This window comes from Paenibacillus hodogayensis (assembly GCF_039536325.1).
GTDB classification, from domain to species: domain Bacteria; phylum Bacillota; class Bacilli; order Paenibacillales; family NBRC-103111; genus Paenibacillus_AB; species Paenibacillus_AB hodogayensis.
Genome location: NZ_BAAAYO010000010.1, coordinates 536,275 through 559,903 on the forward strand (window position 1 = coordinate 536,275; position 23,629 = coordinate 559,903).

The window sequence follows — 23,629 nt, forward strand, 5'->3', positions numbered from 1 at the left end:
GAACGATCCGAAACGAGGTGAAACGCGTTTTATGGACAAATGGTGGTGGAAAATCCGGTATTCCGTCAAAGGGGTCCTCTTTCCGCTGATCTGCATTCAATTCGTGCGGACGCTGCTCTTGCCCACCGGGCTGGACGTTTTCATTTTATTTGGCCTGTTTTTGCTCTATCTCGGCTTTTTGCTCAACGTCTACTGAGGCCATCCTGCAAAAAGAACGCGTCGCCGACAGCCTGAGGGCCGAACGGGACGCGTTCTATTTTCTAAGGAATATACAAGATCTGGCCTTCGGACACTTCGGTATCGCTCAGGCTGTTGTGCAGGCGGATTTCCTGCGGCTTGCGGTCGTATTTGCGCGCGATCGATTCCACCGTATCGTCCTTATGGACGATGCAGAGGCGCAGCGTGCGAAACTGCTGCTCTTCGTTGGCGGATAAAAACAAGTTTTTCCATTCCAGCACATCCGAGCCGCCCGTCTCCGCCACAGGCTCGGCTGCTGCCGCGCCCGGTTCGCCGCGCCATGACCTTCCTGACCGCGAAGCCGGAGCCCCCTGCGGTTCGGACGCCTTCTTGACCCGGTAATCGTCCGTTTTGCTCAAATACGATTTCAAATCGAACGCGGAGCCCCCCTCCGGCTTCTTGCTGCCGAAGGCGATCTTCATCTCGCCCTTCTCCGCCTCATCGGCGGCAGCCTCCACCGCCTCTTCCTGACCGCCGTCGTCAGTCGTCGTAGAAGCCGGGGCTCCATCATATTCATTCAAGGCCTCGTAGTCTTCAAAATTGTCGTCTGGAAGCTGATCGCGCGGCACCGGCAGCTGCGCGGAACTGGTTATGGCTGCGGACTCACTATCCGAAGCGGCTTGCTTCGGAGCGCTCCGTTCCGTCGCGGATTCCTGGAAGCGGGCTCGCTGCTGCTCCCTCCGGGCAATCTCCGCTGCCTCCGCCTGTCTCTGCAGTTCCTCCAGTCGCGCGGTTTCGGCGGCTTCCTGCTGCTGGGCCTCGGCGGCTTCACCCTGGAGCGGCTCGCCCGGCTTCTTCAAGGCGCCTCCTTCAACGGCCTGTACGTTCTGGGGATACTGTTTCAGGAAATGGCTGCCCAGGCTTTCGGTCTTCTCGCCCGGCTTAAGCGAAGGTTCGCTTGCCTTGAACAACGGTACGGTTGCCTTGAGCGGAGCCTCGCTCGGCTTGGTCGCAGGTTCGCTCGGCTTGGGAACCGGCTCGCTCGCCACGATCGCCTCGGGGTGCGGTTCGTAAAACTCGTTGCGGCCCGCCGCGGCACCCGGTTCTGCTCCGAACGTCTCGTCCGCCTTGGCCGTTTCATGCACGAACAAGACCTCTTCTTCCTCCCGCCACGCTTCCGGATGTCCGGACAGCATTTCGATGCCGCCCAGAGATAATACGCCGGTCACGTTCAGGCTGCGCGAGGAGAGCAGATCGATATCGAAATTATCGATCTCCACCGTAATGTCGTCCACGCTTCGAATGCGATTGACCGGCAGCGTAATCTCCACCGGAATCGTATGCTCCAACCGTTTCGTCTCGCGCGACTCGCCCTCCGCTTGTCCGGAATACGCGCCGACGAGCAGCAAGTACCCTTTTACTACCGCTTGATCCCCTTCGACGGTTACGCGAATTTGCGGGGTCAATTCGACCTCATCCAGTTCTTGTATCGCGGCTACGCTTGCCGGCAGATGAACCCGCTCGTAAATATCAAAGCGTAAGCCCGACTGCTGTTCGCTCACTGCAATTCCTCCTTCCATAACGTCCTGTCCGATACGCTTGTGCGGAGTCTCTACGTCAGTCTGCTCTTATGTACCGGATCGTTCTCAAGAGCGTTCTATAACATATATATGGACGAAGGAAGAGGCGCATGACACGTTTTTTCCAAAGTTTGCTCCAAGGCTACCGGAGCCGCTTGGCAAAGGAAAGCGTTCATGCTTAACGCAGGGATATTAGACCTTCCGTCTTTTGGCCCTTCGATAGGCAAAATAGACTATGCCGAGCAGAGCCAGAACGAATACAAAACCGATCCCGTACAGCTCGAGCGGAAAGTCGAATACGTAATACTGCTTCATCGTTTTGTCTCCTGATTTCATCGGGATTTTCCTTATATTTTAACAAAGCCCCCACCCAAAACCAAACAAAAATATGATATGATGATGGTTGGCAACATGGAAGATACGATAAGGAGAGGAACCGCTGTGAGCACAGCTACCCAAATATGGGCGAGTACGCGAAGAGAGCTTGGCGGATGGAGCTGGTTTAAGAAAACGCTGCTCATTTTTGCGCTGCTTATTTTCGCAACGTCCAGCTTTTTATATTTGACGCCTCCCGGACTCGCGATACGCGAGTTTCTGGCCCAAACGGTCATATCGACTCAGCACCGCGATTGGGCATGGATCGTCGTCGGCAAGGAAAAACGCAATTATATGGTAAAAATGTCCCATCAATTCACCGAAACCTCGGCGCTTGAAAAGCAGGACATGGATCTGATCAAGCACGATCTGGTCCGCAAAGAAAGATCGGTTGAAGAGCTGATCAGCGAGCCGATCGAAATTTCCGGACAGTTCTGGAAAGGCAAAATGATTTATGTATACGACCCGACCTCAATACGCGTCGTCGTGCCGAACAAAGTAGGCGAGGGCGAACGGATCAGCTCGATGGCGATCCGCACCGGAGCGGTAGCCGGCATCAACGGCGGCGGCTTCATCGACCCGGACGGACTCGGTAACGGCTTCGCCCCCATCGGACTCATCATGTCCGGATACGAGCCGATATTTGCCGACGTCGAAGCGGACACCGCTCAACATATTATCGGCTTCACTCATGAAGGAACGCTTGTCGTCGGCAAATACAGCCTGCTCGAACTGCAGAAGATGGGCGTCAAGGAAGCCGTATCGTTCGTCGCTCCTCGCCTGATCGCCAACGGCAACGGGCAGATCACCAGCGGCGACGGAGGCTGGGGACGCGCTCCCCGTACCGCGATCGGACAAAAGAAAGACGGCACCTTGATCTTCGTCATCATCGACGGCCGTCAGACGAGCAGCGTCGGTGCGACATTGAAAGAAGTTCAGGATTTGCTGCTCAAGGAAGGCGCGGTTAATGCTGGTCTGCTCGACGGAGGCGCCTCTTCCGAGCTGGTCGTCAAGGGCGAGGTGCTGACGAAGCCTTCGAGCCGTTACGGCGAGCGGAGACTGCCTTCGGGCATTCTGGTATATGACGATCCGGATTCCTATAAGGCGGACCGGATTTGGGACGGTTTGAACAAGATCGATCCGGGCGGCCGATACGACCATCCCGATTTCTTGAAGGAACAAGCCGAACAAAAAAAACAGCAGCAATCCCAGCCGCAAAAAACGGAACCCGACAAAACGCAAGCTCCCGGCCAGACGGACAAGCCGAAAGAACCGGCTAAAAACGAACAAGGCGGCACCGGAGCCAAAACGACCACCCCGCCCAAAACGGAAAACAACGGCGGAGCGGCATCCGACAAAGATAAACCTGGCGGCACGACCCCGGACGCCGGCAAATCGGGCACCCCGGCCGGCAACGGCGCGGGAGCAGGTGCCCCCGCTTCCGGCGGCGCTGGCGAAGGAACGAAAAACACGCCTGCGACGGGCGGCAACGCAGGGCAAGACAGCGCCACTCCTCCGGCGGGCAGCAGCTCAGGGCAAGGCGGCGCTACGCCTCCGGCGGGCGGCAGCTCAGGGCAAAACAGCGCTACGCCTCCGGCGGGCGGCAGCTCAGGGCAAAACAACGCTACGCCTCCGGCGGGCGGCAGCTCAGGGCAAGGCAGCGCTACGCCTCCGGCGGGCGGCAGCTCAGGGCAAGGCAGCGCCACTCCTCCGGCGGGCGGCAGCTCAGGGCAAGGCAGCGCCACTCCTCCGGCGGGCGGCAGCTCAGGGCAAGGCAGCGCCACGCCTCCGGCGGGCGGCAGCTCAGGGCAAAACAGCGCTACGCCTCCGGCGGGCGGCAGCTCAGGGCAAAACAGCGCTACGCCTCCGGCGGGCGGCAGCTCAGGGCAAGGCAGCGCCACTCCTCCGGCGGGCGGTAACGCAGGGCAAGCCGGCGCCACTCCTCCGGCGGGCGGCAGCTCAGGGCAAGGCAGCGGCACTCCTCCGGCAGGCGGAGCGCCTCAATCCCCGGCGACCCCGACGAATGGCAGCGGTGCAGCCAAGTAATTCAACTACATACGCGAATTGCAACCGCTGTACCGCATTGTCAACACCATGCACTTATCGCGACAATGAACAAACGAGGAGCCCATGCGCCGTAGCATGGGCTCCCTCTATTTCCAATATGATTTTCGTTACTTTTTAAGTTCGAACACTTTAAATTGGTTGTCATCCACTTTTGCCAATAGCTTGCTGTTATCGACCTTGTATATTTCGGTTCCCTCTGCAAATTCGTTTGATGAAAAATCATTTTCCGGCAGCGGATGACCGGCTTTTTTCTTGGACACCATGCCAACCTTTTGAATCGTCCCGTACTGCTCTTTACAAACCAACTCTTTTCCAATAAATTGTTGCTTATTATAGGTTAAAATGGAAGCTTGGGTCGCATTCTCTCCGCCGCATCCGGCAAGAAAAACGATCGTCAAGGAAAAGAGAGCAAGAATGAATACCCGTTTCTTCATGTTCGTTCTCCTTTCGTATTGCACGCTACGTCTGCAAGTCGGTGGCGTCGTTTAGTTTATGGCGCCCGCGCAGCTTGTGCGCCTTCACCTTTTATACGAAACAAGCATCTGGTTTGTTGCAGCTAACCTCGGGCTTTGCCCGCAATACGCACAAAAAAGCGTTCCCCCTCCTCTTCGAGAAGGAATGGAACGCTTTTCTTTTTCGCCTGGACGCCCCCAACCCTTACAAGAGCGCCAATGCGTTATAGTTCGCCTCGATCGTCGCCTCGATATCTTCGTCCGTATGGGCGGTGGAAACAAACATCCCCTCGAATTGCGAAGGCGCTACGCTCACGCCCTGATCGAGCAGATTGCCGAAATAACGGTTGAAGCGGGCCAAATCCGACGTCTTGGCCGTCTCGTAATCGACTACTTTCGTTTCCGTGAAAAACGGACATACCATCGAACCGATCCGGTTGATCGTGGACGGAATGCCGAGCTTCCGGGCGTTGTCCGTAAAGCCTTGCTCCAGTCGGGCCGATTTCCGTTCCAGCTCCTCGTACACGCCCGGTTTGGCCAACAGCTTCAGCGTCGTATATCCGGCGGCCATCGCCAGCGGATTACCCGACAGCGTGCCTGCCTGATAGATCGGACCGCTAGGCGCCATCCGTTCCATAATGTCCCGTCTGCCGCCGTATGCGCCAACCGGCAGACCGCCGCCGATGACTTTGCCGAGGCAGGTCAGATCCGGGGTAATGCCGAATACGCCTTGCGCGCAATGGAAGCCGACGCGGAAGCCCGTCATCACCTCATCGAAAATAAGCAGGCTGCCGTACTGGTTCGTCACGTCGCGGAGCCCTTGCAAAAATCCCGGAAGCGGCGGAACGACGCCCATGTTGCCGGCCACAGGCTCGACGATAATGGCGGCGATTTCCTCGCCGAATTTCTCGAAAGCCACACGAACCGACTCCAGATCGTTATACGGCACCGTAATCGTGTTGACCGCTACGCCCTCTGGCACGCCCGGACTGTCCGGCAGCCCGAGCGTAGCAACCCCGGAGCCCGCTTTTATGAGCAGGGAGTCGGCATGGCCGTGATAGCAGCCCTCGAACTTTAAAATTTTGTTGCGTCCAGTATAGCCGCGCGCCAGCCGGAGGGCGCTCATTGTCGCTTCCGTCCCGGAATTGACCATCCGCACGATCTCGATCGAAGGTACCCGCTCGCAGACGAGCTTGGCCATCTCGGTTTCGATTTCCGTCGGCGCCCCGAAGCTGGTGCCCTTTTCAGCCGTCCGCTTGATCGCCTCGACTACTTCCGGATGGGCATGCCCAACGATGAGCGGACCCCAGGACCCGACATAATCGATAAACGTATTGCCGTCGATATCGTACACCCGAGAGCCGCTGGCCCGTTCGATGTAAGCCGGGGTCAAGCCGACCGATTTGAAGGCGCGTACAGGGCTGTTTACGCCTCCGGGAATGTACCGCTTCGCTTCCTCGAACGCCGCGGCCGATTTCGCGTCCGCCCGTTTGCGCTGTTGTTCCGACATCCGTCCACACTCCTAGTAAGGATATTTATCCGATATGAATACTGTTCGTCTGAAGCCCCCGTGTGGTAAAATACGCTCAAGAAGCCATAAGGCAAAGCGGGGGTTAACGGGATGATGGAAATTTTGCGGCAAGTGCCGCTTTTTTGCAAAATGAACGACAGCCAGTTGCGGTACATCGCCGAGATTTGTACCCGCAAGACCTACAAAGCCGGAACGATACTGTTCCGCGAGAAAGAACCCGGAAGCGATTTTTATATCGTGCAGACCGGTTCCGTCAAGCTTTATTTAACCAGTCAAGGCGGAGAAGACAAAATATTATCGATCTTCAGAGCCGGAGAAAGCTTCGGTGAGCTTTCCTTGATCGACGGCAAGCCGCGCTCCGGCAGCGCCCAGATGCTGGAGGACTCTTCTCTGATCGTACTTGGCGCCGACAGCTTTCTCGGGCTGCTCCGCGCCAACTTCGACATTGCGCTCAGCGTCATGCAGGAGCTGGCGCAGCGGCTGCGCGATACGAACCAGCACGTCCACGACCTGACCTTCCTCGATGCGCGTTCCCGCGTCGTCAAAAATTTGATCTTGTTGGCCAACAAGAACGGCTCCCGCAAAGCAAATGCCATTCACGTCAAGCTTGCGCTCAACTTCGACGAAATCTCGCGGATGGCCGGCGTGCAGAAAAACGTGCTTATGCAAGTGATCCGCGATCTGGAAGACCGCCGCGTCCTCTCCGTAGGAATCGACGAATTCGTCCTGCATCTGGACAAGCTGCGCGGCGGAAGCTGACGGAGCCAGGCCGCTTCGATCCGGCCACTGTCGTTCCACCAGTCCGCTGCGTCCCGATCCGCACTAAGATCGTCAGACCCTCGCTGCTCACAGCTTGTGGTCAAAAACCGCCGGCCAGGTAGGTTGCAGCCGCTTCGGCCGCAGCCTTGGCCTGCCGGACGCTGTCTGGGATGCCTACGCCCTCGAACGCGGGTCCGGTGACGTACACGCCCGGCATCGTCGTCTGAAGGGCTTCGCGCAATTGGCGAATGCGCTCCACATGCCCAACCTCGTATTGCGGCATTGAATGATTCAGCCGCGCTATTTCCACGAACAAAGGCTCCGCTTCAATGCCCATCAGTTCGGCTACATCTTGCCGAACCCGACGGACGATCTCTTCGTCGGACAGTTCCTTCCAGCCTTGATCACCGGCCCGTCCCACGTAGCAGCGGATAAGCGCCTTCCCTTCGGGAGCCGTGTGCAGCCATTTGGACGATGTCCAGGTGCATGCCGTTATAAATCGGCCTTCCGTTCGCGGAATGACGAAGCCCGAGCCGTCCAAAGGGTGGGTCATCGCTTCCTTGTCGTAAGCCAGCACGACGTTGGCTACCGAAACGTAGTCCATCTTCCCCAGCCATTGCGCCTCCGGCATTTGGCCGAGCAAAGGCGCTATGGCAAATGCGGGCATCGCCAGTATAACCGCATCCGCCTCCAGCCGCTCACCCTGATCGAGCCCGATCACGTACTGATCGTTGTCCCGGACGAGTTCTTGAACCGCCGCTTGAATATCGATCGTGTCCTCCAAAGCGTTGCGGAGTCCTTCCAATATCGTGACAAGCCCTCGGCGGTACGTCAGAAACACGCTCTTGCGATGCATGAACGGGATCGCCTCCGTTACCGGCGATGGCGGCGGCGTATTGAGACGGCTTGCGGTCATCCCTTTCATCAAGCTGCCGTACTTCTGCTCGGCCTGCTGAAACTGCGGGAAGGTTGCCTCCAGACTGAGCTTGCGCGCATCTCCCGCATAGATCCCGGCCAGAATCGGCTCGGCGATATGATGAAGCACTTCCTTGCCGAGCCGGCGTTCGAAGAAATCCCCGACCGACTCGTCTCCCGTTTCTTTACGCCGCGGCAGCATAAAGTCCATGGCCGCCCGCGCCTTGCCTGCCGGGGATACGAGCTCGGAGCCGAGAAACGGCTTCATTTCCGTAGGCACTCCGAGCACGAGTCCTTTGGGCATCCGCTGCAGCTTGCCCTTATGAACGATATACGTTTTATTCGCCTTCGGGTTCGTTCCCGTCAGCTCGCCTTCAAGGCCCAAGTCCCGCGTCAGCTCGATCATGGACAGCTTGCGGGCGAGAAACGAATCCGGTCCCTGCTCGATGACGAACCCGTCGCGGTGCAGCGTACGGATTTTACCGCCGAACAGATCGCTTTTCTCCACGATCGAGATATCGGCTTCGATATGCCGTCTCTCCAGCGCGTTCCTGACATAGAAAGCGGCGGTCAGGCCGCTGATGCCACCGCCCGCGATGACGACGCGCTTGCGCGTTCTCTCTCCCATGACGACAACGTTCCCCCTTTGAAAGCCCGCCTACGCTTCGGTAAGCTGCTTATAGACGACATCGCTCAACGTCTCCATATACAGAGGGTCGGTGTTCAACGATGCCGTCCGTTCGAGATGCATGCCCAGCCGTTCGGCCAGCTGTTTGCACTCGATATCGATATCGTACAGCACCTCGAGGTGATCGGATACGAAGCCGAGCGGGCAAATAAGCACGCGCTCGACGTTCTCCTCGCGATGGATCGTTTCCAGCACGTCCATAATATCCGGTCCGAGCCACGGTGTAGCTGTCTGTCCGGCGCTTTGCCAAGCAAACTGCCAGTCGCCGATTCCGGCAAGCTCGGCAACCGCCTTGGACGAAGCCAGCAGTTGGTCCGGGTACGGATCGCGCATTTCCAATATTTTTTCCGGCAAGCTATGTGCGGAGAACAGCACCCTGACGCCTTCCTTCGACTCGAAACGATCTAGCGCCGCAGTTACGCGATCCGCCAGCGCACGGATCAGCTTCGGATGAAGATGGTAGCTCTTCACGAAACGGATTGGCAAGCCGAGCGGCTCGGCCGTCTCTTGGGCCCGTTTCATATAGCCGCCTACGCTCATGGTCGAGTAGTGCGGAGCGAGTACGACGCCGACCGCTTCGGTTATGCCGTCGGCCGCCATCTGCTTGACCCCGTCCTCGATGAACGGCGATGCATGCTTCAAGCCTTGGTAGCATTTGAACTCCAGTTCGGGGTAGTCCCGATTCAGCGTCTGCTCGAGCGCCTCCACCTGGCGGTTCGTATTTTCGCGCAGCGGGAAAAAGCCGCCGACGATTTTCTCATAGCGGTCCGTCAGCGCCTTCAGCTGCTCTTCGGAGGGCGGCGATCCGCGCCGGATATGGGTGTAATAAGCTTCGATCTGATCCATGCTGGCGGGCGTTCCGTACGACATGACAAGAACGCCTATTTTCCGTTTCGACAATTCAGTTCGCTCCCTCCGCAACCCGAAGCTTGGCTATAGCGCTCTCCGAGTACCGGTGTATGAAATCGGTCAATGCTTTCAGCTTATCAAGCGATGCTTCCGGGAATAAGCCGTGACCGAGGTTGAAAATGTAGCCGGGGCTTTCCAGTCCCTCGTCGATCAAAGCTTGCGCCTGACGCTCGATCAGGTCCATCGGCGCCGTCAAAATATACGGATCGAGGTTCCCTTGCACGGCAAAGCGGTCGTTCAGACGCTGCCGCCCTTGACGAATCGGCACCCGCCAGTCCAGTCCGATGACGTCGGCCTTCACGCCGTGCAAGTCCGGCAGAAGCTCGCCCGAGCTGACCCCGGGGAAATAAATTTTCGGCTGCGGCAAATCGGACAAGCCTTGGAAAATGCGTTCGATTGTCGGCAGCACGTACGTCCGGAAATCGGCGGGCGACAGTGACCCGACCCAGCTGTCGAACAGCTGCACCGCCTTCGCTCCGGCAGCGATGTGAGCGCGTAAATACGTTATGACCATATCCCCGAGCTTGTCCATCAGCATAAACCAGACGTCTGGCGCACCATACATCATTTCCTTCGTCCGGATATAGCTTTTGGACGGACGGCCTTCGATCAGATAGCTTGCGATCGTAAAGGGAGCGCCGGCAAACGTGATGAGCGGCACTTCCAGCTCGCGGTCGAGAATGCGGATCGTCTCGATAATGTGGGATAGGTCGCCATCCACGTCGATCGGCCGCAGCTTGCGCACATCCTCGGCGCTTCGCAGCGGATTGTCAATGACTGGCCCGACATTTTTGACGATATCGAAGTCGATGCCGATCGATGCGACCGGATTCATAATGTCGGAATACAAAATGGCGGCGTCAACGCCCAGCTTGCGGACCGGCATCAACGTCACCTCGGCGGCCAGCTCCGGCTGCTTGCATATGTCGAGCAGCGAATGCGTTTCTTTAATCTTGCGATAATCCGGATCGTACCGTCCGGCTTGGCGCATATACCAGACGGGAAGCCGGTCGACCGGCTGCTTGCGGCATGCCCGGATAAAGTTATCGTTATAAGCCATATTCGGTTCTCCCCTTCTATTCCGCGCTTTGTAAGGAAGGATTCTAGCTTCCTGTTTCCAACTTTCATTATGCCCCATTTCGCGCGCCGTAACAACCAAACCGCCGTATATAATCCGACAAAACTATGACAATGCGCTAGAGAGAAGCGCCTCCCTCTTTTCGACAGAGGCCGACGATTTCTTCCAAAAAATATAATTTCCGTTTTTGAAACTTTTCGTCTTCTGCTGCGTCTTATGTTATATAGCAATTGAAAGCGGTTACCCGGAAAGGAGGAGACGCGAATGGACAAACCGCCGATGGAGCCGGAATTCGGAGAACGCGCCGTGGATCAATGGCAAAGCTCGCTGCCGAAGCCGCTGCGCACGTTCAGCTATTTCTTTTTCGGTCTTGTTGCGCTCGTCAGCGTGTTCGGCTGGATCGTATCGCCCGGGAGTTGATCGGAAAGCCTGAGGGCTTATTATCCAGAACGACGGGGGGACGCATGTTGAAACGGGAAACGTCATAAAAAAGGGCTCGACCGGAACGATAGCCGGGAGCCCTTTTTTTCATGCCATTTTTTAACGATCCTGCAGCCAACGGGCCGCGTCTTTGGCAAAATACGTAATGATGATGTCCGCTCCCGCGCGCTTCATGCCGAGCAGCGTCTCCAGCACGATCGCCCGCTCGTCCAGCCACCCCTGAAGAGCGGCAGCCTTCACCATCGAATACTCCGCGCTGACGTTGTAGGCGACCAGCGGCAAGTCGAACTGCTCCTTCAGCAGCCGAATCACGTCGAGATAAGCCAGAGCCGGCTTGACCATGAGCATGTCCGCGCCCTCCAGCACATCGCTCTCCGCCTCGCGCAGCGCTTCGCGCAAGTTGGCCGGGTCCATCTGGTACGTTCTGCGGTCCCCGAATTGCGGCGTGGAATGGGCGGCATCGCGGAACGGACCGTAGAAAGCCGACGCATACTTGACCGAGTAAGACATAACCGGCACGTGCTCGAAGCCGGCATCGTCCAGCCCCCCGCGGATCGCCTGCACGAAGCCGTCCATCATGTTGGACGGAGCAATGATGTCCGCGCCCGCTTCCGCCTGCGAGACGGCCGTCTTGACGAGCAGCTCGAGCGAAGCGTCGTTGTCGACGTCGGCCCGGCCGGTAAGCTCGTCGCGGCGGACGACGCCGCAATGGCCGTGACTCGTGAACTGGCACAGGCACGTGTCGGCTACGACAAGCAGATCGGGCTGCCATTCCTTGATTTTGCGCGTGGCCCGCTGCACGATCGAATGGTTGCCGTACGCTTCCGAGCCCACCTCGTCCTTATGATCCGGAACCCCGAACAGCAGTACGGCCTGGATGCCCAGTCCGGCGATTTCCTTAATCTCGTCCTCTAACAAATCCAACGACCAGTGGTATACGCCGGGCATCGAGCGAATCTCTTCCTTAACCCCGGTTCCTTCGGTGACAAAAATCGGATATATAAAGTCGTGAGCAGACAGCATCGTTTCCCGCACCAGATTGCGCAGCGCGGACGATGTACGCAGTCTACGGTTGCGAACTACAGGAAAACCCATCGTCTCCACCCTTTCGTCTGATTAATCCGCCGTTCCGCCGGCGATTGCCTCCACCAGCGAAGCGACCGTCGCTTCCCGGGCCGTCGCGTGCAAGTGCAAGCCGGCTTTGACCGCCGTCTCCGCCGTGACCGGCCCGATCGCGTACAGCTCGATCCGGTTCAGCAGCGCCTCCGGCTCCGGCTCTCCGAGCCTTCGGAGCGCCTCGAGCAGGTTCGTCACCGTGGACGAGCTGGTGAAGGTCGCCGCGTGAATCGAGCCCGTCCGGAGCAGCTCCAGCGTCTCCTCGCCGTCTTCCAACGATAACGTATTTTCATAAACGTCTGCTACGTCCACATGCGCGCCGAACTCGCGCAAGCCGTCCGCCAACACCGAGCGCGCCCGGTCTCCCCGAGGGAAAAACACCCGTTCGCCCGGTTGAACGAATTGCTTCATCAGCTCCAGCAGCGACTCGGCCTGAAACGACTCGTTCGGCACGAGATCGGCCACCAGACCGCGCCCGAGCAGCGCCTCCTGCGTCTTCGGACCGACCGCGGCCAGCTTCGCCCGGTGCAGCGACCGGACGTCCGTCCGCAGCTCGGCCATGCGCCGGAACGTAAAATCGACGCCGTTCGCGCTCGTGAACAACAGCCAATCGTACTGCTCGAGCCGTCCGAGCGCCTCGTCCAGCGCTCGCAGGACGGGCCCTTCTTCCGGCTGACGCAGACGGATGACCGGAAACTCTACAGCCTCGCCGCCGTATTCCTCGATCAAGCGGACGAGCTCGCTCGCCTGCTCCCGCGCGCGCGTGACCAACACCCTGCGACCGAACAGCCGACGCTTCTCGAACCAGGCCAGCTTCTCGCGCAGCTTGACTACGTCGCCGACGATAATAATCGCCGGGGATTGGATATCCGCCGCCTTGACCAGCCCGCTTAACGTCTCCAACGTCCCGACCACGGTCCGCTGCTCCATCCACGTCCCCATGCGGATCACCGCCGCCGGCGTATTGGAATCCCGGCCGTGCGCGACCAATTGCCCGCATATCGTCTCGATATTGGCAACGCCCATCAAGAAGATAATCGTTCCCGAAGCTCCCGCTAGGTTATCCCAATTCACATTGGAATACGTCTTGTTCGGATATTCATGCCCGGTGACGACCGAGAATGAAGAAGTAAAGTCGCGGTGCGTCACCGGAATGCCGGCGTATGCCGGCACTGCGATGGCGGACGTGATGCCCGGCACGATCTCGAACTCGATGCCGTTGTCGGCCAGCAGCTCCGCCTCTTCGCCGACGCGTCCGAATACGCTCGGATCGCCGCCCTTGAGCCGGGTTACCGTCTTGCCCTCCAACGCCAGATCGACCAGCATCCGGTTAATTTCCGACTGCTTGATCATATGCTTGTCCGGCAGCTTGCCGACGAATATTTTGTCCGCTCCCGGCTTCATCTGCCGGAGCAGACGCGGGTTGGCCAGACGGTCGTATACGACGACGTCGGCCCGCTGGATCGCTTCCAATCCGCGGACCGTAATCAGCTTCGGATCGCCGGGACCGGCTCCGACCAGATATACCTTTCCTTTACCCATTGCTGCATCATCCCCCGAGCTCGGCTATAATTCGGTCCGCTCCTTGCTCGATCATCTTGTCGGCAAGCAGATCGCCAAGCTTGACGGGATCGCTGTCCCGTCCCCATTCCTTGATCAGACGGCTGCCGTCCGGTGTGCCGACGACGGCCATCATCTCCAGCACGGTTCCGTCATCGCTTTCCTTGACGACGGCGTGGGCGCCAATCGGAATTTGGCAGCCGCCGTTCAGACGGCCGAGAAACTGCCGCTCCGCACGAACCGCCAGCGCGGTTTCCGCGTGCTGAAACCGGCCGAGCAGATTGAGCATGAACGCGTCGTCTTCGCGGCATTCGATGCCGAGCGCTCCTTGCGCCACAGTCGGGATGCAAATGTCGGGCGATAAATATTCGCTGATCCGATCCTGCCAGCCCATTCGGTGCAGTCCCGCCGCAGCGAGCACGATGGCGTCGAAGCCTTCCTTTTCGAGCTTGCGCAGCCGCGTATCAATATTGCCGCGAAGCGATTCGACCTGCAGATCCGGGCGGTACGCGAGCAGTTGGGCGGAACGGCGCAAGCTGCTTGTGCCAACGCGAGCCCCGCGCGGAAGATCGGCGAGCGAGACGTTGCCGCGGGTAACGAGACAATCGCGCGGGTCTTCCCGTTCCGGCGTCGCCCCGATGGCGAGCCCCTGCTGACGCTCCCACGGCATATCCTTCATGCTGTGCACCGCCATGTCGATCTGGCCCCCGAGCAGCGCCTGTTCGATCTCCTTGACGAACAAGCCTTTTCCGCCAACCTTGGATAACGTCACGTCCAAGATTTGATCGCCTCGGGTAACGATTTTGTGCAGCTCGAACCGGCACTGGATGCCCGCTTCGTCGGCGATCCGCTGCAGCCGGTCGATCACCTGATTCGTTTGCGTTAAAGCTAACGCGCTCTGGCGCGTACCTACCGTAATCGTTCGCATCTTCTCTCCGCTCTCCCTTCGTTCCTTACGGTTTTTGCACGCCGCTGTTGTCCGGCGGCGCTTCCCGCTCCAGCCTCTCCGTGAAATGCGCGCGCAACTCGTTCCATCGCCCGGCCCGCACCGCTTCGAGCGCTTCGTCGCCGAACAGCTCGGCCAGCAGCTTGCGGCGCCGATCCGGGTCGTCCGTGCGGCGGAGCACCTCCAGTCTGTACGCGGAGGCAAATTCCAAAAACGCATCAATATCCCCACCGACAGCCGCTTCGATCCGGTCGCGGATACGCGAAGCGGCCAGCGGATTCGTCCCCGACGTGGAGACGGCCACCAGCAGATGCCCCCGGCGCCAGACGGCCGGTACGACGAACGTGCACAGCTCGGGACGGTCCGCCACATTGACGGGCTGTCCGCGCGCCGATGCGTCGACATGGACGCGTTCGTTCACGTCGCTCCGGTCGGTCGCGGCAAAGACGAGCGCCGCCTGCGCTCCGTCGCCTGCGGCGTACTCCCGCCGATGCACCGTAACCCGACCCGCTTGCTCCCATTCGGCAATTCCAGCCGTAACCGTCGGACTGACGACCTCGACGGCCGCCCGCGCGGCAAGCAGTCCCGCGATCTTCCGCTCGGCGACCCGCCCGCCTCCGACGACAAGACAGCTTCGACCGGCCACATCGGTCATGATCGGATACAAGGCGCGCATCAAGCTCACATCCAAATCCAATGATGAAACCCGGAATACAGGTTAAATAATGAAAAATTGATGACCACGATCGTAAACGCGGCCAAATTCCAAAACGCCAGCATATAGCCAGTCTGCTTCCCGGAAAAGCGCTGGAGCAGATAAAACGCATACACGGCCAGACTGAACAAAGAGCTGAGTACCTTCGCGTCGGCGATCAGACGCGTCTCGCCTTCCAGCACGATCTTGGCGATTCCCAGCACGACAGCCAGGATCAGCAGCGGAATGCCGATCATGACCGCCCGGTACGTATAGCCTTCAATCTTGTCCAGACTGGGGAATCGGTTCATCACTGTGGACCATTGCTTGCCCTTGAGCTTCCGGTGCATGAACAAGTACATGCCCGACAATAAGGCGGCTATAAGGAACGCGGCGTAGCTGGCGATCGCCAGCGTAATATGAATAAAGACGAGTTCGTCCTTGGCCTCCCACTGCCTGCTGATTGGCGTAGCCGACGGATCGCTGAAGAAGTTCAGCGCCAATATGGCAAAGCCTGCCAAATTCAGCAAGAACAAGAGCAAATCGAGCCGTCTTAAAAAGAAGTTCATCATGAGCGAAACGGTAACGAGCATCCAGCAATAAAAGAATAAGGCCTCGAACATCGTCAACACCGGTATGTAGCGGTGCTCGGCCACCCGAACCGCGATGAAGCCGGTTTGCAGCAGCCATACAAATGCAAGCAGCCCCGTTCCTAACCGCTTTGCACTCCGGTTTTTGGACGCCAAGTCGGAGAAAGAAAACAGCAGGCTCAGGGCATACATATATAAAATCGCGTCGTAAATCCACGTTTTGGCCAGCATCGCGCCTATCCTCTACGAGCCGGCCAGCAGCTCGCCGGCCGCCAAGGCCGCAAGCGGCTTGCGCTCTCGCTGTTCCGCCAACAGAGGAGGAACATCTTTCTTCAGCTCCGCCATCGCCGACTTGTCCGCCGCGCGCTCGGCTTCCTGATCGGCTTTGGCGTTCTCCACCAATTGCTCGAGGCCGAACAGATCGGTGAATAGCTGGATGGCCTCTTCGCCCTTACGCTCCCCGGCCAGCTCCTTGATCCGCATAATCGGGTCCCGCATCATTTGGTTCAGCATGCTTTTAGTGAGTTTGCGAATGACTTTGATTTCCCGCTCGTCAAGCCCGCTCAGCTTGTTCAGCATGCTGTTCATCGTTTCGTCGTAGATGGCGACCGACTTGTCTTGCAGCGCCCGGATAACCGGGCTGACGCCGAGCAGCTTGTACCACTGATCGAACGCCTCGATTTCCTTATCGATCATGATGCCGATCTTGACCGCTTCCTTCTGACGTCCGCTTAAATTCGTTTCCACAATAAGCTCCAGGTCGTCGATATCGTACAAATAAACGTTTGCCAGGTTCGCAATATCCGGATCGATATCCCGCGGAACGGCGATATCGATCATGAACAACGGACGAGAGCGGCGGCACCGCATCGCATTGGCCACCATCTCGCGGCCCAGCACGTAGCCGGGCGCCCCGGTGGAGCTGATGACGATATCCGCCTTGCCGAGCTCCTCGCCCAGCCGTTCGGACGGGATGGCTTTGCCGTTCACCTTGCCCGCCAGCTCGACCGCCTTATCGAACGTTCGGTTGACGACGATCACCTTGTTCGCTCCGCCGGAGGTCAAATGCTTGAGCGTCAGCTCGCTCATTTTACCTGCTCCGACGATCAGAACCGTCTTTCCGCTGAAATTACCGAATATCCGCTTACCGAGCTCGACGGCCGCATAGCTGACCGATACCGGATTGTCGCCGATCGACGTCTCCGAATGAGCCCGCTTCGCCAGCGTAATCGCCTGCTTGAACAGCGTGTTGAACATCGTGCCGGTCGCCTTCTCCTGCTGCGCCTTCAAGAACGCATCGCGAATTTGGCCAAGAATTTGCGTCTCCCCGATCACCATCGAGTCGAGTCCGCATGTCACCCGGAACAAATGGTCGATTGCCTGGCGGTCTTCGTAAATATAAAGATAGTCCTTCATCCGCTCGCGCGGGATGCCGAACCACATTTCCAAAAAATTGCGCACGTAATGACCGCACATGTACAGCCGGTCCACGACCGCATAAATCTCCGTCCGGTTGCAGGTGCTCACGATGACGCATTCCAGTATGCTCTTCGTATCTTTCAGCTGTTGCAGCGCTTGAGGAAGCGAGTTCTCTTCAAAAGCAAACCGTTCCCGAATTTCGACGGGAGCCGTCCGATAATTCAGACCTACCGCAATGATATGCATCGCGTTCACCTGCCTTCCGCATCTAAAATCTTTTCCCATTATACCATAGTTCGACAAACGTAAAAGGACAAAAGTTTGACTAAATCATGACAGGCCGTTTCGGTATCTCTTGCCTTTAGTGTGATCGGAAAAAGTGTCCGGTATTCAAAACTTTACCGGAGCAGCTTTTTCTTCAACAGCTCGGCCAGTTGTTCGTCAAGCTTCGCCACCTTGTCGTTTTGCGACGAAACGAGTTTACCCGACGAAGTAAGCAGCTTGCCGTAGCCTTCATACACGTCCTTGAAGGCGCGCGACGCCTCGCCCAGCGCTTCCTTCTCATCCGCCTTAAGCGCCCGGCTCCCGCCGATCTGCAGCCGCAGCACGCATTGCACCAGTTGCTCCACCGAACGGAGCGGCGTCAGACGGTCGTCGCCCACCGCTTGGACGAGCCGTTCATGGACGTAATTGGCCGAATAGGCGGACAGCCGCAGCGCGTCCAACTCCTTCGTATCGCCCGCCTTCGTCGCCTCGGCAAGCGAACTGTTCAGCAGCTCGATCTGGAACTGGGATACCTGAAACAGCAGCAGCGAAGCGTTGGCCGACTCCCGGTGCTGCGTCAAATAGCCGTAAATGCGTGAAATCGGCCACAGGATGAGCAGGAGCAGGGCAAGCCACAGCGCCATTTTGCGCAATCCCGCATGTCGTCCCATACAAGGTTCTCCTCCCCGATATACATTGGAACCTACCTATCAAAGCCCGCTCCGACAACCGCTATGCCGGACGGTACGGACACCTGACTTCGTACATGTTCCATTGTATGGGACGAACAACAAACAAATAACCATGGTTTCCCATGGTTATTTGCGCCTTGCATTTCGAGAAAAACCGCCGTTCCAAGCTTGTTCTTACTGTTTCCTTACTTCGCCAACGCTTGCTGATCCATCACGGGCGTTTCGACCGTCAGCTCGCCGAGACCGCGAATCAGCTTCTTTGCATAAGTGCGCTCGGGCTTAAGCACCGAGACCAAGTAATCGATGGCCGCTTGTGGGTCGACCGTTTCTCCGCACGTGTAACAATCCAGGGCCGCGAATCCTTTCTCAGGATACGTGTGGATAGAGATGTGGCTTTCCGAAAGCAAAACCAACACCGTCGCGCCTTGTGGTTCAAATTGCTTGGCTTGCACGGACAATACCGTAGCCCCGCAAACTTCTGCCGCCTCAACCATCTGAGCCTGCAACCATTCTGCATTGTTCAGCAGTTCAAAATCGGCTCCCCAAGTATCAACAGCAACGTGTCTTCCGAAAGTTGAGTATTCCATCTTTCGGTTCCCCCTTCCTAGGAATAAAATTGTTGGATTTCATCCGCTAGGACCTACGTCATTCACTTCTCGAGGGAATAATCTCTCGCAACATTACATGTCCTGAGTGAATCCTGGTTCCTATATTGTTTTCAACGAGAATAAAAATAACATCTATTGCCCACAATTGCAATACTTTTTTTTGTAAAGGAACAAAACGATTCGCGCCCCGTATTCTTCCCGTTGTCACAGTATGTGCGGAGGGCGGGTTTGGTGCCAACGTTTTTCTAGTCGCGCTCCGGCCCGGGCGTCTCCGCGTGATGTTCTTCCCGCTGGTCCGAGCCGCACCGCAGGCAAAACTTGTCGCCCTCGTCCAGCTCGCCGTCGCAATTGACGCACCGGATCGTAGCTTCGATCTCCACTGCAACGACCATCGTTTCGGGAGCTGTCTCGAACCGCTTGCCGCAGTCCGGGCAAAACCGGGCCGAATAAGGCACCCGTTTGCCGCAGGAGCATGTCTTCTCGCGATTGAGCCGCTGCAGCTCCAGCTCGAGATTGCCTATTGCCCGCTCCAGGGCATCGATCTGCATCGTCAGGCGGGCAATCTCCGGCTCGGCCGCCTTCAGGTCGCCCTGCCGGAAGGCGGTATGCGCCGCGACTCCGATCTGCCGGTGCACGTCGCGGATTTGCTTGCGTTTGCCGGATATTTGCGCCGCCAGCTTCGTTACCTCGACGGTGCGCTGCGCTTTGTCGGCAGCCCGGGTAGCGCCTTCCTTCAGTACATCCAGCCATTTCTTCATCCTAACGCCCCCTTGCTTGTACGGACACCCGTATCCAAAAAAAAGAGCCTCGCGGCTCCTTGTGTTCCAGGTAGGACAAATGCGTCAGGCTTCCAGTTCGAACAGCTTGCGGGCAAGCTGTGTCAGCTGCTCATCCACGCCGCGTTGGTCGTCCGTCGTGTCCGAACGATTGCGTTTGTCGAGCAATTCATCGATGCGGGTATACACGGTCTGGATTTGCCGTTCCACGTGCTGCTTGCGGTACAGTCGCTCGAATTGGCCGACCGTATCCTTGTATTCGTATACGAGCTTATGCTTACCGGAAACGATCTCGGAAATTCGTACGACAGAACCTCGTTTGTACACATAGTTCATCGTAAAGGCAGGATATATCCGGTTTACGATCGCATCGCCCTTGAAACGCGACACGGCCTTGCGGATGAGATTGGACAGCAGCGGATCGTTGACGCGGCACGAGCCTTCGCATACGAACTTCCCTTTTCTGCGCTCAAACGCCAGGACGACTTCTTCTCCGGAATTGTCCTTCAGTATAATTTCTTGATCTCCATTTTCTGCGACTTTCGCCTGGAGAAATACGTTTTCGCTTTCAAACAACTGGATAAACTGGATCATTTCGGCTTCCGTTAGAGTCAAGCAGGTTTTGACATATTCCGTCGCTAACCGCTGAGCCATAAAAATCCCTCGATTCTCTTGTTTAAACCCAACAATCCATCCCGACCTATAGGGTCCGCTTTGAATGGATCCAACTGCGTTACCTTAATTAATTATACTATATCTCGCCGTAATATTCCTGCTAAATTTTCGCGGAAAACAAGCAAAATCCAGAAAAATCGGCAGCCAAGCGCAATTTGTCCGCAATGTTGTCTGGATCTCTCCGGATCGCTCCCCAATTTCGCGTATTCGCAGCCGCATGTTGCGAAATTGCCGGATATGCGAAAAAGGCAAAGAAGCGGACCGCATCAGTCCGCTTCGTTTCCCGCCGCTTCCGGACGCGCTTGCTCCGCATCGTCCGTATGCTGCAATATGTGACTCCACAGCTCTTCCTTGCCAAGTCCCGTCTCCGAAGAGAACATGATAACGCGGTCGGTCCCGCGCACGAGCAGCGTTTCCTTGACCTGCTTCAAATGCTTGGGCCACCGGCTGCGCGGAACCTTGTCCGCCTTCGTCGCCACGATGCAGATCGGAATGTCGTAATGGGACAGCCAATCGTACATAGCCGTATCGTCGCGGCTCGGCGGATGGCGCAAGTCCACCAGCAAGATGACCATGCGCAGCCGGTCGCGGTTCAGTAAATACGATTCGATGAATTTGCCCCATTGCTGCCTCTGGGACATTGACACTTTCGCATACCCGTAGCCGGGCAGATCGACGAAAAACAGCTTCTCGTTGATTTTATAAAAGTTGAGCGTCTGCGTCTTGCCCGGCTGCGAGCTGGTGCGAGCCAAGTTTTTGCGCTGGATCATCTTGTTGATCAGCGACGATTTCCCCACGTTGGACCGGCCGGCCAGCGCAATCTCCGGCAGCCCGTCCTCCGGGTACTGATCGGGTCCGACCGCGCTTATTACGAATTCCGCTTGAGTTACGTTCATTTCCGGTTTCTCCCTCCAGCATCAAGAAATCGAGACCGGACGCACGAGAGCGTGCTCCAGTACTTGATCCATATGATGCACCGGAATAAAGGTCAGCTCGCCGCGGACCGTTTCCGGAATTTCGATCAAATCTTTTTCGTTGTCTTTCGGCAGCAGGATCGTTTTGACGCCGGCACGGTGAGCGGCCAGCGACTTTTCCTTCAGCCCGCCGATCGGCAGCACGCGACCCCGAAGCGTGATCTCACCGGTCATCGCCACCGATTTGGATACCGGTATGTTGGTCAAGGCCGAGATGAGCGCTGTGGCCATCGTAATGCCCGCAGAAGGGCCGTCCTTCGGAATGGCGCCTTCCGGGATATGGATATGAATATCGTTTTTCTCGTGAAAATCGGCGGCTATGCCGAGCTGTCCGGCTTTCGAGCGCGTATAGCTGAAAGCGGCCTGAGCCGATTCCTTCATCACGTCGCCCAGCTTACCGGTAAGCGTCAGTTTCCCGTTGCCGGGCATAACCGTCACCTCGATCACCAGCGTGTCGCCGCCGACCTCGGTCCAGGCGAGCCCGTTGACCGCCCCGACCTGGTCCTCCTGATCGGCGATGCTGACGCGGAACTTGGCCGGTCCGAGGAAGTCCTTCAGGTTGTCGACCGTTACGGCAACGGTTTGCTGCTCCCCGCTGGATACGATCATCTTCGCGGATTTGCGGCAGATGGTGGCGATTTGCTGCTCCAGATTCCGCACGCCGGCCTCTCGGGTATACTCGCGAACGACCTTCATGAGCGTTTTCTCGTCTGTTTGCAGTTGTTCCTTCGTCAGCCCGTGATCGTTAATCTGCTTCGGCAGCAAGTAACGGATCGCGATTTGCAGCTTCTCGATTTCCGTATAGCCGGGAATGTACAGCATCTCCATCCGGTCCAGCAGCGGACGCGGAATGTTGTGCACGGCATTGGCCGTCGTGACGAACATGACGTTCGATAAATCGAAGGGCAGTTCGATATAATGATCGCTAAAAGTTCCGTTTTGCTCGGGATCGAGCACTTCAAGCAAAGCTGACGCCGGGTCTCCCCGGAAATCCATCGCCATCTTGTCGATTTCGTCGAGCAGCATGACCGGGTTGTTGCTGCCGACATTTTTCAGTCCCTGCATGATGCGGCCCGGCATCGCTCCGACGTAGGTGCGGCGGTGGCCGCGTATTTCCGCTTCGTCGCGTACCCCGCCAAGCGAGATGCGCACGAATTTGCGGTTCAAGGAACGGGCGATCGAGCGGGCGATCGACGTTTTGCCGACTCCGGGAGGACCGACGAGACACAAAATCGGCCCCTTCAGCTTCTGAACAAGCTGCTGTACGGCCAAATATTCAAGCACCCGCTCCTTCGGTTTCTCCAGACCATAATGGTCCTCATTCAACACGTCCTCGGCCTTGCCTATGTCCAGGTCGTCCTCGGTACGTTTGGACCACGGCAGCGCCAGCAGCCAGTCGACATAGTTGCGGATGACCGCGCCTTCGGCCGAGGTGGCCGGCATTTTCTCCAGCCGGTCGATTTCCTTCTCGATCTTCTCGCGCACTTTATCCGGAACGCCCGCTTCCTGCAGCTGCGTCCGCAGCTCCTCGGCCTCGCCCGCGCGCCCTTCCTTCTCGCCCAGCTCTTTCTGGATCGCCTTCATCTGCTCGCGCAAAAAGTATTCCTTCTGCGTCTTTTCCATCTGCTTCTTGACGCGCTGGTTGATTTTGCGCTCCAGCTCCAATACTTCGCGCTCGTTGTTCAGGAAGTTAAGCAGCTTCTCCAGCCGCTCCCGTACGTCGACCGTTTCGAGAATGTCCTGCTTGTCTTTGATTTTCAACGACAGATGGCTTGTGATGACGTCGGCCAGACGGCCAGGCTCGTCGATATCGGAGACGGCGGCCAGCGTTTCCGGAGTCACCTTTTTGGACAGATTGATGTAGTTCTCGAACTGGCTCAGCACCGTACGCATAAGCGCGTCGATTTCCGAATCGGTCGTTACCTGCTCCGGCAGCTCTTTGACCGTCACTTCGTAGTATTCGGTGTTCGCCACGTATTCCACGATTTCCGCGCGCATAACCCCTTCTACAAGCACCCGGATCGTTCCGTTCGGCAGCTTGAGCATTTGCCGCACTTTGGAAATCGTCCCAACCTGGTAAATATCGTCCTTCTGCGGTTCTTCAATATTAATCTCCGACTGCGAACAGAGAAGTATCATTTCGTCGTCGACCATAGCCTGTTCCAGAGCCTTGACCGATTTTTCGCGGCCAACGTCCAGATGCAGCACCATGCTCGGGTAAACCAGCAGCCCCCGCAACGGAAGAAGCGGCAAGCGGCGTACCTTCGGCTTATTCGGACCCATGCTTTACGCACCTCCACAAGCTTCATCGATAGCGAACGGTTTTAAGATTCCCCAACATTC

The 23,629-nt window shown here is 57.6% G+C and carries 23 protein-coding genes; 4 read left to right on the forward strand and 19 right to left on the reverse strand.

Annotated features, from left to right (window positions below; translation table 11 throughout):
• Positions 1 to 31 precede the first annotated feature (31 nt).
• A complete protein-coding gene (locus ABD796_RS21415) occupies positions 32 to 196 on the forward strand; it encodes a hypothetical protein (RefSeq protein WP_344911578.1) in 165 nt (54 codons plus the stop codon).
• 64 nt (positions 197 to 260) lie between these two features.
• On the opposite strand, the gene ABD796_RS21420 is transcribed toward ABD796_RS21415, so the two are convergent.
• Positions 261 to 1,739 carry a LysM peptidoglycan-binding domain-containing protein gene (locus tag ABD796_RS21420; RefSeq protein WP_344911580.1) on the reverse strand — a complete coding sequence of 493 codons (1,479 nt, stop codon included), beginning with the start codon at positions 1,737 to 1,739 and terminating at the stop codon, positions 261 to 263.
• Between the two features lie 210 nt (positions 1,740 to 1,949).
• Positions 1,950 to 2,072 (reverse strand): hypothetical protein, encoded by a 123-nt coding sequence (locus tag ABD796_RS21425; RefSeq protein ID WP_344911582.1) that lies wholly within the window; start codon positions 2,070 to 2,072, stop codon positions 1,950 to 1,952.
• Positions 2,073 to 2,198: 126 nt separating this feature from the next.
• Between ABD796_RS21425 and ABD796_RS21430 the strand changes: the two genes are divergently transcribed.
• Positions 2,199 to 4,178 carry a phosphodiester glycosidase family protein gene (locus tag ABD796_RS21430; RefSeq protein WP_344911584.1) on the forward strand — a complete coding sequence of 660 codons (1,980 nt, stop codon included), beginning with the start codon at positions 2,199 to 2,201 and terminating at the stop codon, positions 4,176 to 4,178.
• Positions 4,179 to 4,306: 128 nt separating this feature from the next.
• Here the strand turns inward: ABD796_RS21430 and ABD796_RS21435 are convergent, their stop codons facing one another.
• Positions 4,307 to 4,633: a hypothetical protein gene (locus ABD796_RS21435; RefSeq protein WP_344911586.1), complete on the reverse strand. Its 327-nt coding sequence runs from the start codon at positions 4,631 to 4,633 to the stop codon at positions 4,307 to 4,309.
• 223 nt (positions 4,634 to 4,856) lie between these two features.
• Positions 4,857 to 6,161, reverse strand: a complete 1,305-nt coding sequence (hemL, locus tag ABD796_RS21440) for a glutamate-1-semialdehyde 2,1-aminomutase (RefSeq protein WP_344911588.1) — start codon at positions 6,159 to 6,161, stop codon at positions 4,857 to 4,859.
• A 111-nt stretch (positions 6,162 to 6,272) separates the two neighbouring features.
• Here hemL and ABD796_RS21445 point away from each other — a divergent pair, with 111 nt between their 5' ends.
• Positions 6,273 to 6,941, forward strand: coding sequence for a Crp/Fnr family transcriptional regulator (locus ABD796_RS21445; protein WP_344911590.1), 669 nt, complete (start codon positions 6,273 to 6,275; stop codon positions 6,939 to 6,941).
• Positions 6,942 to 7,041: 100 nt separating this feature from the next.
• On the opposite strand, the gene hemG is transcribed toward ABD796_RS21445, so the two are convergent.
• Genes hemG through hemE form a run of 3 tightly spaced genes read right to left on the reverse strand, consistent with a single transcriptional unit; the run spans position 7,042 to position 10,513 of the window.
• Positions 7,042 to 8,484, reverse strand: coding sequence for a protoporphyrinogen oxidase (gene hemG, locus ABD796_RS21450; RefSeq protein ID WP_344911592.1), 1,443 nt, complete (start codon positions 8,482 to 8,484; stop codon positions 7,042 to 7,044).
• A 30-nt stretch (positions 8,485 to 8,514) separates the two neighbouring features.
• Entirely contained in the window at positions 8,515 to 9,444 is a 930-nt protein-coding gene (gene hemH, locus ABD796_RS21455) for a ferrochelatase (protein ID WP_344911595.1), read from the reverse strand.
• Position 9,445: 1 nt separating this feature from the next.
• On the reverse strand, positions 9,446 to 10,513 hold the full coding sequence (gene hemE, locus ABD796_RS21460) for a uroporphyrinogen decarboxylase (protein ID WP_344911597.1): 1,068 nt from the start codon (positions 10,511 to 10,513) through the stop codon (positions 9,446 to 9,448).
• Positions 10,514 to 10,795: 282 nt separating this feature from the next.
• Here hemE and ABD796_RS21465 point away from each other — a divergent pair, with 282 nt between their 5' ends.
• A complete protein-coding gene (locus ABD796_RS21465; protein ID WP_344911599.1) occupies positions 10,796 to 10,951 on the forward strand; it encodes a hypothetical protein in 156 nt (51 codons plus the stop codon).
• A gap of 120 nt (positions 10,952 to 11,071) precedes the next feature.
• Here ABD796_RS21465 and hemB read toward each other — a convergent pair whose 3' ends face one another.
• The 12 genes from hemB to lon all read right to left on the reverse strand — a co-directional run bounded on the left by hemB (position 11,072) and on the right by lon (position 23,569).
• Positions 11,072 to 12,067 (reverse strand): porphobilinogen synthase, encoded by a 996-nt coding sequence (gene hemB / locus ABD796_RS21470; RefSeq protein WP_344911601.1) that lies wholly within the window; start codon positions 12,065 to 12,067, stop codon positions 11,072 to 11,074.
• Between the two features lie 21 nt (positions 12,068 to 12,088).
• Entirely contained in the window at positions 12,089 to 13,630 is a 1,542-nt protein-coding gene (gene cobA, locus ABD796_RS21475; RefSeq protein WP_344911603.1) for a uroporphyrinogen-III C-methyltransferase, read from the reverse strand.
• Positions 13,631 to 13,637: 7 nt separating this feature from the next.
• Positions 13,638 to 14,576: a hydroxymethylbilane synthase gene (hemC, locus tag ABD796_RS21480; RefSeq protein WP_344911605.1), complete on the reverse strand. Its 939-nt coding sequence runs from the start codon at positions 14,574 to 14,576 to the stop codon at positions 13,638 to 13,640.
• A 25-nt stretch (positions 14,577 to 14,601) separates the two neighbouring features.
• The gene (locus tag ABD796_RS21485) at positions 14,602 to 15,270 is read right to left on the reverse strand and encodes a precorrin-2 dehydrogenase/sirohydrochlorin ferrochelatase family protein (protein ID WP_344911607.1); all 669 of its coding nucleotides are present in this window, start codon (positions 15,268 to 15,270) and stop codon (positions 14,602 to 14,604) included.
• A 5-nt stretch (positions 15,271 to 15,275) separates the two neighbouring features.
• Positions 15,276 to 16,109, reverse strand: coding sequence for a cytochrome C assembly family protein (locus tag ABD796_RS21490; RefSeq protein ID WP_344911609.1), 834 nt, complete (start codon positions 16,107 to 16,109; stop codon positions 15,276 to 15,278).
• Between the two features lie 12 nt (positions 16,110 to 16,121).
• On the reverse strand, positions 16,122 to 17,543 hold the full coding sequence (gene hemA / locus ABD796_RS21495; protein WP_344911611.1) for a glutamyl-tRNA reductase: 1,422 nt from the start codon (positions 17,541 to 17,543) through the stop codon (positions 16,122 to 16,124).
• Positions 17,544 to 17,695: 152 nt separating this feature from the next.
• Complete coding sequence (locus tag ABD796_RS21500; protein ID WP_344911613.1) at positions 17,696 to 18,232, reverse strand: hypothetical protein; 537 nt, start codon at positions 18,230 to 18,232, stop codon at positions 17,696 to 17,698.
• Positions 18,233 to 18,438: 206 nt separating this feature from the next.
• Positions 18,439 to 18,840, reverse strand: a complete 402-nt coding sequence (gene speD / locus ABD796_RS21505; protein ID WP_344911615.1) for an adenosylmethionine decarboxylase — start codon at positions 18,838 to 18,840, stop codon at positions 18,439 to 18,441.
• 266 nt (positions 18,841 to 19,106) lie between these two features.
• Positions 19,107 to 19,619 (reverse strand): double zinc ribbon domain-containing protein, encoded by a 513-nt coding sequence (locus tag ABD796_RS21510; RefSeq protein ID WP_344911617.1) that lies wholly within the window; start codon positions 19,617 to 19,619, stop codon positions 19,107 to 19,109.
• 84 nt (positions 19,620 to 19,703) lie between these two features.
• Positions 19,704 to 20,291: a non-ribosomal peptide synthetase module gene (locus tag ABD796_RS21515; RefSeq protein ID WP_344911619.1), complete on the reverse strand. Its 588-nt coding sequence runs from the start codon at positions 20,289 to 20,291 to the stop codon at positions 19,704 to 19,706.
• A gap of 287 nt (positions 20,292 to 20,578) precedes the next feature.
• Entirely contained in the window at positions 20,579 to 21,208 is a 630-nt protein-coding gene (gene yihA, locus ABD796_RS21520; RefSeq protein WP_344911621.1) for a ribosome biogenesis GTP-binding protein YihA/YsxC, read from the reverse strand.
• Positions 21,209 to 21,229: 21 nt separating this feature from the next.
• Positions 21,230 to 23,569 carry an endopeptidase La gene (gene lon / locus ABD796_RS21525; protein ID WP_344911623.1) on the reverse strand — a complete coding sequence of 780 codons (2,340 nt, stop codon included), beginning with the start codon at positions 23,567 to 23,569 and terminating at the stop codon, positions 21,230 to 21,232.
• Between the last annotated feature and the right edge of the window lie 60 nt (positions 23,570 to 23,629).